Here is a 12,329-nt window from a genome sequence, read left to right as displayed (position 1 = left end):
TCTACGCCCCCGGCTTCGGCGACACCGCGCCGTTGTCCGAAATGGACACATCCGAAACGGACACAGTGGACACTCTGCCGGCCCGGCGCAGCGCCGCCGGGTCGAGGTCGGGGTGGGGAACGGTGAAGGACAGCACGACGTGCGCGGACGCGCTCTCGTTCCAGACCTCGCGTTCCCAGCCGTCGTCGAAGACCAGGCACCGACCACGCGGCCACGGCACCGGTCGTCCGCCGATCCGCGTTCCGACGCCCTCGCCCACCTGGAGGCCGAACTCGACGCGCAGCGCGGTGTTGCTCCGGCCGCAGCGCGCGGCGACCCGGCCGCCCGACGGGAGCAGGGCGAGCTCGACGGAGCTGTCCGGCAGGAGGGTGGCCTCCGGGATCGCGGACAGCACGGTCATGGTGACCGGAAGCGAACGGGCGGCCGCCGCGGTCCACTCGCCGTCGGCGAACAGGACGAGCCGGTCCCACTGCTGCCCCACGGTGCCGACCCGGGCGGACGAGTCGGCCGCGTCGACGGTGTCGACGGCGTCGAGCCGGACCGTTCCGGTGAACCGGTCGAGCTCGGCCAACAGCTTCGCGTGGTTCTCAGCGAGGTAGGCGTCGAACCAGAACGTCCCGGGGTCGTACTCCCGCAACGGCAGGTCCGGGCGGTAGACGGCCGGGCGGTGCAGCGGGTGCGCCCAGACTCCCTGGCTGACCGCCAACTCGGCGCAGGCGACCGCCTGCTCGGTCTGGCCGGCCGCGTGCAGGTCGTCCACGAGCCCGGCGTAGTGGCGTCGGGCGACGGGCAGCACCTCCTCCGGCAGCGCCTTCTTGGACAGCGCCTCCTCGGACAGCGCCGCCTCAGGAAGCGCCTGCCCGGACAGCGCGGACGTCCCTTCCCCCGCAGGGGAAGCCACTGCCCCGCCGCGGTCGATGACCGCCTGGAGCTTGCGGACCTCGGCTTCGCGCAGCTTCTCGGTACGCAGGAACAGGGCGTGGTCGGAGAAGGACTTCTCCCTGGTCATCCGGTGCCGCTGGTAGGTGGCGTCGAACGGCGCCTTGTAGTCCTGGTAGTGGCGGTGCTCCACCAGGACGCCGGGCACGGGGTGGAGGCGGCCCAGCCGGTCGGCGATGTCGAACAGCCAGCGCTCCACCTCCCACTGCTGGAAGATCGTCGGCGTGAAGTAGCCGACCGTCTCGTACCAGGCGCGGCTGAGGATCGGGAAGTCGCACCCGCCCTCGGGGTACTGGCCGGCGTCGAAGTACAGGCACAGCACGCCGTCCGGGTGCAGCCGGGTCAGCTCCGCCACCCGCGAGTCCAGCGCCGCGTCCCAGCCGTAGTCGACGTAGAGCTGGTCGTCGTTGGCCATCATCAGCAGGTCGCCGGTGGCCGCCTCGGCGAGCTGGTTCCACGCGGCCGGCACCCCGACCGGGTCGCCCACGTGCAGCGCGCACCGGCCGATGTCGCCGAACAACCACCGCGAGCGGCGGAACAGCTCCCGGTAGGCGGGGAGATCGGGGTCGTCGGAGTCCACGTAGAACAGTGCCTCGATCCGCCCCGGTGCGGCGGTCGTGCGGCAGACGCTGGTGAGGAAGTCCCGGACGTTGTCGACCCGCCCGCGCGTGGGGCACAGCAGGGACAGCGACCGTGGCGGGCCGTCTCCGCTTGCGTGGCCGCGCAGGGGATAGCTCAGGCGGGAGAGCACCCGGCGGGGTTCCAGGCGCACGGCGTAGTCGAGGCGCTGTCGAGCCCGCAGGCTCGCGTTCACGACGCGGACAACCCATCCCCGGCCGTCGGCGTCCTCCCGCAGGGCCTCGGTGGCCACGTCCTGGAGACGGCCGTCCCGGTACCGGGAGGAGTGGCCGAGAAGCAGCCGTGCCAGATCCCTGGCGGCGCTGGAGATCCTGCGCTCAGCCATCGGTGCTCCTCACGACATCGGCCGTCGAATCCCCTGCCGCCAGGTGCTGTTCGATCCAGGCGTAGGTGCGGCGCAGGCCCTCGTCCAGGCTCGTCTCCGGCGCCCACCCCAACAGCTCGCGGCACAGGGTGTTGTCCGAGCTGCGGCCACGGGGACCGACCGGTTTGTCCGTCAGGTAGCGGGAGGTCACCGTCTTCCCCGCGACCACCGCGATCCGGTCGACCAGCTCGGCGATCGTCACCCGCTCCTCGGACCCGAGGTTGACCGGAGTGTCCACAGCGGACTTGGACAGCCGCCAGAGCCCCTCGACGCAGTCGTCGACGTAGCAGTAGGAGCGGGTCTGGGTCCCGTCCCCCCACACCTCGATCTCCCCCGCCGGGCCGGGGAGTCTCGCCACCTTGCCGCACAGCATGGACAGCGACTTGGCCCGCAAGCCCTCGTAGCTACCCCAGGGGCCGTAGATCGCGTGCAGCCGGGCGACCTTGACGTCCATCCGGTAGGTCCGGCGGTAGGTGGCGCACAGGATCTCGGTGGTCAGCTTCTCCCAGCCGTACTCCATGTCGGGCTCGGCGGGGAAAACCCGGTCCTCCCGCAACGGCGGGTCGTCCGGGTTCCGCTGGAGGTACCCGGGGTACACGCACGCGGAGGACGTGTAGACCACCTTGCCCACAGCGGCCGCACGGCACGCCTCCACGGTGTTGGTGGAGATCAGCAGGTTGTCCCGCAGGATCTCGGCCGGGGCGGCGTGCGTCCAGCCGATGCCGCCCATGTTGGCCGCCAGGGCGAAGACCACGTCGGCGCCGGCGACCGCGTCCGCCGCGGCGGCCGGGTCGCGGAGGTCGGCCGTGACGAACTCGTCGGCCGCCGAGGGGGCGAACTCCGGGTGCCGCAGGTCGACGCCGCGCACGTGGCAGCCCTGCTGTGCGAGGAAGCGCACCAGGTGGGCTCCGATGAACCCACCGGCCCCGGTGACCACGGTCCGCATCACCGATCTCCTCCTGAGGTCGTCTCGGGTTCGGTCACGGTTTCCGCCCGACGGCGCGCCGCGCGCAACCGCTGCTCCCCGCGCTCCCGGCTGCTGCGGCGACCTTCGTCGACGTGCTCCTGCCACCGCTCGACCATCCGGGTCCGCAGGACCGCGAGGGTGGTCGTCGGGTCGGACACCAGGGCGTCGACGTAGGTTTCCAGCGCCACCAGGGCCGCGTGGACCCGCGCGTGGTCGAGCCGGTTCGGGTCGTAGCGGGCGCGCAGCAGCACGGTCGCGCCCGGGGTGATCTCCAGGACCAGGGGGTAGCCCTCGTCGATGAGGACGGCGGGTTCCTCGACGCGCAACCGCGCCGAACCGGAGCCGTCGCCGACCCACGTGGGGAAGTTCTCGACCACGACGATGCTGTCGAACAGGCCGCCGGAACGGCCCCGCCCGGCCGCCCGTTCGACCCGGCTGAGCGGGAGGTGCTGGTGCTCCCGGAGTTCGGCCATGGTGTGCTGGGTGTTCGCCAGCCACCGCGTCGCGGTCGTGTCGGCCGGGCAGCTCAGGCGCAGGGGCAACGTGTTGATGAACAGGCCGACCATCTCGGTCGCGCCGGGGAGTTCCGCCGGTCGACCGGAGACGGTGACCCCGAACAGCACGTCGTCGACGGAGTGGTGGCCGGCCAACAGCAAACCCCACCCCGCGGTGAGCACGCTGCCCGCCGTGACTCCGTGCTCTCGGCAGAACGCGCCCAGTTTCTCCGTGGCCTGCTCGGAAATCCGGAGCGTCGCCTCCCGGCGTCGCGCCGCGACGACCTGTCCGTCGACACAGCCGGGGCCGGCGACGCGCGTCGGCGCGCCGAATCCGGCGAGGCGGTCGCGCCAGTACGTCTCGTCGGCGGCCGGGTCCTGGTCGGCGAGCCAGTCGAGGTACGCGGCGAAGGACGGTCGGGACGGCGGGGTGGTCCGCTCGCCCCGAACCAGCGCGTCGTACCGGTCGAGCACGTCCCGGAGAACGTGTTGCTGGGACCAGCCGTCGAGGATCAGGTGGTGGTGCGTCCACACGCACACGTGCCGGTCGTCGGCCTCCTGGAACACCGCGAGCCGCGACAGGGGCGCCTCCGAGAGCGCGAACCCCCGCTCGCGGTCAGCGTCGAGGTGCTCCTCCAACCGGGCCGTCCGCTCCTCTGTGGACAGAGGGCGCCAGTCGGTGAAGACCATCGGCACCACGACGTCCGGCACGACGACCTGGCGCGGCTCGTCGCCCTCGGCGAACCGGAAACAGGCGCGCAGCGCGGGAGTGGCGGTCACCACCTCCTGCCACGCCGCCCGGAAGGCGTCGCGGTCCAGGTCTCCGACGAGCCGGCAGGTCACCTGGACCACGTAGGCGCCGGCAGAGCTGCCGCCCACCGAGTGGTAGAGCATGCCCTGCTGCATGGGCCCCAGCGGAAGATCCGCCCTGTCGGGCGCTTCTGCTTCCGGGAGCTCGGTTTCCTCGACGGGAACGGCCAGCCGGGCGAGGGCGCGGACTGTCCGCTGCTCGAACAGGTCCTGGGCCGTCAGGTGCAGGCCGGCCTCCCTGGCCCGGGCCACGATCACGATCGCGTGGATGGAGTCCCCGCCGAGCGCGAAGTAGTCGTCGTCGACGCCGATCCGCTCGACCTCCAGGACCTCCCGCCACACCCGGGCGAGCACGTGCTCCTCCGCCGTCGCGGGGTCGGCGTGCGGTGTGCTCCCGGTGGCCTCCGACGGCTCCTCGGCCAGCCACAGGGCCAGCAACTCCCTGCGGGCGGCGGAAAGCCGGCCGACGCGGTCCTCGGATCGCTCCTCAGCCACGCGCGCCTCCTTCGGTCGGGGACGGCCCTGCGGCCGTGCGGGCGTTGGCCAGCAACCGTTCCACCTCGGCGTCCGACAGTTCCTCGATCCGCTCCAGCACCGCCGCGACGCGGTCCGCGCCGTCCGGCAGTCGGCTCTGGTCTACCTTGCCGTTGGCGGTCATCGGCAGGGCCGGCATCCGCACCAGGGCGTCCGGGACGAGGTGGGCGGGCAGCCGGTGGGCCAGCCAGTCCTGGAGTTCGGCCGTGGCGGCCTCGGTCCCGGGTGCGGACACCCAGTAGGCCGTGAGGCGGAGCCGGCCGCCCGGCCCCGGGCGGGTCACCGCCGCGACCTGGCGCACGGCGGGGTGCGCGGCCAGGGTGTGCTCCAGCTCCCCGAGTTCGACCCGGTGGCCCCGGATCTTCACCTGGCGGTCGGCGCGGCCGACGAAGACCAGTTCACCGTGGGGAAGGCGGCGCGCGAGGTCTCCCGTCCGGTACCGCCGTGCGCCCTCCCGATGGGGGTCGGGGACGAAGGCCGCGGCGGTGTCGGCGGGACGGCCGAGGTATCCGCGCGTGACGCCCGCTCCGCCCACGTGCAGTTCGCCGAGGACACCGGGGGCGGCTTCCGTCGCACCAAAACCAGATGCGTACTCGTCGACGGCCCGAACGCTGGCGCCCGAGATCGCCCGCCCGATCGGAACCGGGCCCTCCGAGGGAAGGTCGGTGACCTGGTGGACACTGCAACCGACCACGGTTTCGGTCGGCCCGTACTCGTTCACCACGACCGCCTCCGGAGCCACTGTCCACAGTGCACGGACGTGTCCGGCGTGGAGTTGCTCACCGCCCACCACCACTGTGCGCAGGCTCGACCGCCCGCCGTGCGCGGCGAGTTGCTCGGCCACCGCCGCCAGATGAGCCGGGGTGAGCTTGACCAGGGTGTGGCGGCCCCGTGCCAGCGCGTCGCCGAGAGTGGTTGGCGCGTCGGCAGGAAGCAGCTCGGCTGTTCCCCCGCCGACGAGCGGGGCGAGCAGGGAGGTGACGGTGAGGTCGAACGCCGGGGAGGAGGCCACCGGCGCGACGGTCCGCGCGTCGATGCCGTACCGCTCCACGGCCCAGCGCAGGTAGTTGACCATCCCCCGGTGCGGGACGCCGACCAGTTTCGGGACGCCCGTGGACCCGGAGGTCGGCATGACGCAGGCGAGCGCGTCCCGGTGGGTTCTCCGGACGGGCGACCGGGTTTCCGTCCTCGCGTCGGCGTGGACGACCGTCATTCCCTCCGCCCACTCCGGCTGGGCCTGCTGAGCCGTCGACGGTGGCAGCACCACCACGGAAGCTCCGGACTCCGTGAGCAGTTGGCGCAGCCGGTGCGGCGGAGACGTGGGGTCCAGGGGCAGATAGGCGCCGCCCGCCCGCAGGATCGCCACCATCGCCACGACGGTGTCGAGCCGGCGCGGGGCGAACAGTCCGACCACCGACTCCGGTCCGACACCGACGGAACGCAGCGCGGCGGCCAGTGCGCCGGCGCGGGACCAGAGACCGGCATAGCTCAGGTGACGGCTGCCCTCCGAGAGCGCGACGTGGTCCGGAGTCCGTCGCACGGTGTCGTGCACAAGGTCCGCGACGCTGTCCGGCCACGCGAATCCCGATCCACCGTCGGCGTCAGCACTGGCCTCGGCCAGGGCGGTCGCGGCGGGGTGCCGCTCGGGCTCGGTGGCCATCGCCTCGACCGCGCGCGAGTAACTGTCGGCCAGGGCGGCGATCTGGTCCTCGGCCAGTTCGGCCGGGTCGAAGTCGAGCAACAGGCGCAACCGCCCCGACCAGGCGTCGAGGTTGAAGTGCGCGGTCAGCGGCACGTAGGTCTGGTCCGGGGCCTGGAGATCCGACACGCCCGCCTCGGCCAGTTCCTCGTAGAGGTGGAAGTGGGTGAAGACGAACAGCGTGTCGAAGAGCCGCCCCGCTCCGTGCTCGCGGTGCAGTTGGGCCAGCGGGTAGCGGCGGAACGGGGAGAGGCGAACCTCGGCGGCGTGCGCGGCCCTGGCCAACTCCGCCCAGCTCCGCGGTTCGCTCGTGTTGAGCCGCAGCGGAACGATGTTGTTGAACACCCCGACGACGCGGTCACCGCCTCGCCGCTCCGGCCGACCGTTGCACTCCAGGCCGGTCACGGTGTCGCTGTGACCCGTCCAGGTCCGGACCACGCGGAGGTGGGCGGCGAGCAGGACGTGTTTCAGCCCGACGCCCAGCGTCGCCGCGAGGTCGGTCAGCTTCGCGTGCACGTCGGCGTCCACCTCGACGACGTGCCGGTGCTGGCGGGCTTCCGCTGTCCGCTTCCGCGGAAAACCGGGGGAACGCGGCAGGAGGCACTCCTCCGCCCCTGACAACTCCGTCGTCCAGAAGCGTCGATGTTCCTCAGAGGACATGGCCTGGCGTTCCAGCGCGACGAAGTCCGCGTAGCCCACGTGCTCGGCCTCGTGGGTCGCGTGTCCCGCCGCGCCTTCGCGGTGGTGGCGGAGCAGCTCGGTGAGCACGATCGCCACGCACCAGCCGTCCAGGCCGAAGCTGCTGACGGTCAGGCGGAACTCCGTTCCGGCGTCGTGGGCGGTGAACCGGACCAGCGGCCCGTGGTCGACGTCGAAGTGGCGCTGGCGCTCGGCGTGCAACCAGCGCTGGAACGCGGTCTGCCGCTCCGTCGCCGGAAGGTCGCGGACATCGATGACGTGCAGTGGGGTGGGCACGTCCGCCATGACGAGCTGAACGGGCTCGTCGTAGCTGGTGAGGTCGAAGAAGGAGCGGAGATAGGCGTGTCGCCGCATCACCCCGGCGACGGCTTCGGCCATCCGCTCCCGGTCGAGCGGGCCGTGCACGGCGACGCTGGTGACATAGACCTCGTACCCGGGGTTGTTCTCTCTGTGGAACAACAGCGCGCGTTGGGCCATCGAGATCGGGTAGGCGTCCGCCACACCTTCCCTGCCGGCGGCGGCCGGACACAGCGCGAAGGGTGGGACCACCTCCGAAGCGTCCACTGTGTCCGGACGTGGCTCGGCGCGACGGTCGAGGTAATGCGCCAGGTCCCGGACCGTGCGGTGGTGCAGCAGATCCGTGACCGTCAGGTCGAGACCGGCGTCCCTGGCGGCGGAGACGACCCGAATGGCGCGGATGGAGTCGCCGCCGAGGGTGAAGTAGTCGTCGGTGACGCCCAGGCCGCTCACACCGAGCTGCTCCCGCCAGATCTCCGCCAGGCGGTGCTCGGTGTCGCCACGGGGTGGCTCGCTGTCAGCGGCGCGCTCCACCGGCACGGGCAGAGCGCGGGCGTCCAGCTTTCCGCTGCTGGTGAGCGGAAGTTGGTCGAGTTGGACGATGGCGGCGGGAACCAGGAAGGCGGGCAGGAGATCCCGGAGCCTGGCCCGCAGCGCCTCGGCCGACACCGGCCGGTCCGCCACGACGTAGCCGACGAGGCGTTGGTCCCGCGCCACCACGGCCGCGTCGGTGATCTCGGGCTGCCCGCGCAGCACCTCGGCCACCTCGCCCGGCTCCACCCGGTTGCCGGCGATCTTGGTCTGGTCGTCGCGCCGCCCCCGGTACTCCAGGACCCCGTTGGCCCGGCTCCTGGCGAGGTCTCCGCTGCGGTAGAGCCGTTCCCCGGTCCCGTCCGGGTCGGGCACGAAGCTCGTGGCCGTCAGCTCCGGGCGGTTCAGGTAGCCGCGGGCCAGCCCGACCCCGCCGAGGTGGAGTTCGCCCGTCACTCCGGCGGGCAGGACACGCAGGCGCTCGTCGAGCACCACGCATGTCGTGTTGGCGATGGGGTGTCCGATGGGGACGGCCCCGGTTTCGCGCGCGGAGCAACGCCAGGCCGTGACGTCAACCGATGCCTCGGTTGGCCCATAGAGGTTGTGCAGCTCCGCGTCGAACAGCGCGGCGAACCGCCGGCACAGCTCCGGCGAAAGAACCTCACCGCTGCACACCACCCGCCGCAGGGACGGCAACGCCTCTCCCCGCGCCCGCTCCGCCACGAACGGCCCCAGCATCGACGGCACGAAGTGCGCGGTGGACACCTGGTGCCGCGCGATGAGCGCGTGCAGGTACGCGGGATCGCGGTGCCCGCCGGGACGCGCGATCACCAGGCAGCCGCCGGCGACCAGCGGCCAGAACAGCTCCCACAACGACACGTCGAAGGTGACCGGGGTCTTGTGCAGGACCCGCTCGCCCGGACCGAGCTGGTACTCCTCCTGCATCCAGAGAATCCGGTTCACGATGCCGCGCTGCGGCACCAGGACGCCCTTCGGCTTCCCGGTCGATCCGGACGTGTAGAGCAGGTAGGCCGCCTGTTCGGGATGGATACCGCGGGTGTGGCCGTCCCCGTCGGCCGTCAGCAGATCCTCCACAGCCACGGCGTGCGCGCCGAGCCCGCCGGCGCGATCCACCAGCGATCGCTGCGTGAGCACGGTGCGCGCACCACTGTCGGCGAGCACCGTCGACAGGCGGTGGTCCGGGTCCTCCGGATTGAGCGGGAGCACGACGGCGCCCGCGTTGAGCACGCCGAGGTATCCGAGGGGAAGGGCGGAACCCCGCTCCACCAGCAGCGCCACCGGCTCCTCGGGCTGGACACCCCGCTCCCCCAGTCGCGCCGCGATCCGGGTCGCCGCGCGCTGGAGCGCCCGGTAACTGATCTGAACCGGGACGCCGCTCGCGTCGTCGGCGATCACCGCCACGGCGTCGGGTCGCTGGGCCGCGGCGCGCGCCACGAGATCGTGCAGGGAAGCACCGTCGCGAGGGCGTTCCGGCCCGGTCGCGCCGCGCCGGACTTCACCACGCTCCTCTGTGGACAGCAGGTCGAGATTCCCGGCGGGCTGGTCGGGTTCGGCCACGGCTTCCGAGAGCAGCCGCAGGAAGTGCCGGGTCATCGCCGAGACAGCGGGCTCCGCCAGGACATCCGTGCGGTACTCCCACACACCGACCAGTTCGCCATCGACCTCGGCCATGGACAGCGTCAGGTCGAGCTGCGCCCACCGACGCGGAACCGGGACCGTCTCCACGGCGAGGTCGCCCAGCGGGAGCTTCCCGGGAACCCCGAGTGCCAACGCGCGGAAGCCGTCGGCGGCGGGGCCGTACTCCCGCTGCATCACGAAGAGGCTCTGCACCAGCGGCGCGCGGCCCGGGAGTCGGACCGGGGCCACCTCACCGACCAACCGGTCGAACGGGACGTCGGCGTGCTCCATCGCGTCCACAATGGACCGACGAGTGCGCAGCAGCAGCGCCCGGAACGGCTCGGTGGCCTCGAACCGGGAGCGGATCGGCAGGGGGTTGACCAGGTACCCCACCAGGTTGGCGAGCTCGGCGCGCTCCCTGCGCGCCAGCAACGTGCCCACCACGATGTCCTGCTGCGCGGCGTACCGGTGGAGCAGGAGTTGGTATCCGGTCAGCAGGGTGGTGAAGAGCGTGCAGCGCTCGGCGCGAGCCAGGTCCCGGAGGCGGTCGGTCAGCTCGGCCGGCACGCGGAACGTCTGGGTCGCGCCCTCGAACGTCCGGCGCGTCGGTTCTGGCCGCTCGGTGGGAAGGTCGAGGGCGGCCGGCGCCTCCGCGAGAGTCTCGCGCCAGAACCGGATCTGGCGCTCGGCCGAGGGCGAGTCCGCGGCCAGGTTCTCGGCCCGCACGAGGTCGGCGTGCCCCACCCGCGGGGGCGGGAGGTCCGCCGCGTCTCCGCCGGTCTCCTCGCGGTAGAGCGCGGCCAGGTCCCGCATCACCACGACGAACGACCAGAAGTCGGCGAGCAGGTGGTGCACCATCAGGAACAGGACGGACGCCTCGGCGTCGCGTCGGAACAGCACGGCCCGCACCGGTGGTCCGGCCAGCAGGTCGAACGGCTCGTCGGCCAGCGTGGCGAGTTGCCGGGTCAGCGCGCTGTCCTCCGCCGGTCCCGCCTCGGTGATGACCAGACGCGGTCCCTCGTCATCGACACGGCACACGGGTTGGCCGTCGTGGACGGCGAAACGGGTCCGCAGCGCGGCGTGGCGGGCGACCAGCCGGTCGAAGGCGCGGGTGAACGCGGCGACGTCCAACCGTCCCTCGATCCGCATCGCGCGCGCGAGGTGGTAGGCCCCGGACTCGGGCGCCAACGCCTGCTCGAACCACAACGCGCGCTGTCCGCCCGTGAGCGGAAGCCACGTCGGGTCGGCCACGGGTGGGGTGGGCGCGGAGCTCTCCGAGACTTCCTCGGCGGCATCGAGAATCCGCTGTGCCACCTCGCGGACTCCGGTGTCACCCAACAACACGCCCGGCCCCAGAACGACGCCGTAGCACGCCTCGACGTGGTGGCCCAGTTCCATCAGGGCCAGCGAGTCCACGCCCATCGCGGAGAGCGGCTCGTCCAGCGCCGGAGGAGCACCGGCGACGCCCGCGCGGGCGATCAGAGCGTCGCGGAGCGCGGACGCGAGAACCAGAACCCGCTGTGCCGGGTCCAGCTCGGCCAGATCCGCCAGCGAGGGCAGGGCCATGTCCGACCGGGCGTCCCCGACGGCCAGCGGGACCACGGCCAGCACCGGCAACTTTCCGTCCACGTAGGACTGTCGGCAGCTCTGGCGGCGGACCTTGCCGCTCGTCGTCTTCGGGACACCGCCGCGCTCCAGGAAGACGAGCTCGTGCGGCTCGACCCCGTGTCGGCGGGACAGTTCCCGGCGCACGGCCTCGGCCACGTCGGCGAGGTCCGACACCGGGGCGCGCAGCTCGTAGCAGAGCACCAGCCGTTCCCGGTCGCCGTCGTCCACGGCGAAGGCCGCCCCGCAGCTCGGCCGCAGCGCCGGGTGCGCCTGTTCGGCCGTCCACTCCAGGTCGTGCGGGTAGTGGTTCTGCCCCCGCACGACGAGCAGGTCCTTGCGCCGGCCGGTCAGGTAGAGCTGGCCGTCCAGCAGACAGCCGAGGTCGCCCGTGCGGAGGTACGGCCCCTCCTCGCCGAGCCGGGCGTGCATCACCGTGTCCGACTCGTCCGGATCGCGCCAGTAACCACCGGACACGCCGGGTCCGCGGACCCACACCTCGCCCACCTGGCCGTCGGCCACCGGACGCGCCGTCTCCGGGTCGACCACCCGGACCTCGGTGTCCACGGCGACCTTCCCGCAGCTCACCAACTCAGTGCCCAACGATCCGGTGCCCAACGATCCGGTGCCCACCGACCCCGTGCCCGGGGCCGGTTCCACGGCCGGCGTCACCCGACCCTGCCGCAGCTCCGCCGGGTCGACGGTGAGCACCAACGGTGCCTCCGCCTTGGGGGTGCCGGAAACCAGGAGGGTGGCCTCCGCCAAGCCGTAGCACGGGAAGTGCGCGGTGGAGGCGAAACCGTGCGGCGTGAAGACCTCGGCGAACCGCCGGAGGGTGGCCGCCCGCACCGGTTCCGCGCCGTTGTAGGCGACCAGCCACGAGGACAGGTCCAGCTCGGCGCGCTCCTCCGGGCTCGTCCGCTCCACGCACAGCTCGTAGCCGAAGTTCGGTCCACCGCTGGTGTGCGCGCGGTACCGGGTGACCGCGCGCAACCAGCGGATGGGATGCCGCAGGACGGCGGACGGCGGCATCAGCACCGACAGCGATCCGAGGAACAGCGGCTGGAGGACGTTCGCCACCAGGCCCATGTCGTGGAACAGCGGCAGCCAGCC

At 72.5% G+C, this 12,329-nt stretch carries 4 protein-coding genes (1 of these 4 running past the window's edge); all 4 read right to left on the bottom strand.

Going from position 1 to position 12,329, the window contains the following annotated elements:
• Window position 1: 1 nt before the first annotated feature.
• Tightly spaced (each overlapping or abutting the next), the 4 genes in view from BUE43_RS17195 to BUE43_RS17180 form a layout consistent with a single transcriptional unit that may run on beyond the window.
• Window positions 2-1,903 carry an aspartyl/asparaginyl beta-hydroxylase domain-containing protein gene (locus BUE43_RS17195; protein ID WP_073484326.1) on the bottom strand — a complete coding sequence of 634 codons (1,902 nt, stop codon included), beginning with the start codon at window positions 1,901-1,903 and terminating at the stop codon, window positions 2-4.
• Window positions 1,896-2,888 (bottom strand): NAD-dependent epimerase/dehydratase family protein, encoded by a 993-nt coding sequence (locus BUE43_RS17190; RefSeq protein ID WP_073484324.1) that lies wholly within the window; start codon window positions 2,886-2,888, stop codon window positions 1,896-1,898. The genes BUE43_RS17195 and BUE43_RS17190 overlap by 8 nt, the downstream gene beginning before the upstream one ends.
• Window positions 2,888-4,708, bottom strand: coding sequence for a condensation domain-containing protein (locus tag BUE43_RS17185; protein WP_073484322.1), 1,821 nt, complete (start codon window positions 4,706-4,708; stop codon window positions 2,888-2,890). Before BUE43_RS17185 ends, BUE43_RS17190 begins: the two co-directional genes overlap by 1 nt.
• Window positions 4,701-12,329: the 3' portion of a non-ribosomal peptide synthetase gene (locus tag BUE43_RS17180; RefSeq protein ID WP_073484320.1), read on the bottom strand. 600 nt of this gene lie beyond the right edge of the window; the window shows 7,629 of its 8,229 coding nt (coding positions 601-8,229); the start codon falls outside the window, past its right edge; the stop codon is at window positions 4,701-4,703. Before BUE43_RS17180 ends, BUE43_RS17185 begins: the two co-directional genes overlap by 8 nt.

Source organism: Streptoalloteichus hindustanus (genome assembly GCF_900129375.1).
Classification (GTDB): Bacteria; Actinomycetota; Actinomycetes; order Mycobacteriales; family Pseudonocardiaceae; genus Streptoalloteichus; species Streptoalloteichus hindustanus.
The sequence above is the reverse complement of the archived record's forward strand: the minus strand, read 5'-3'. Positions and strand labels throughout refer to the sequence as shown.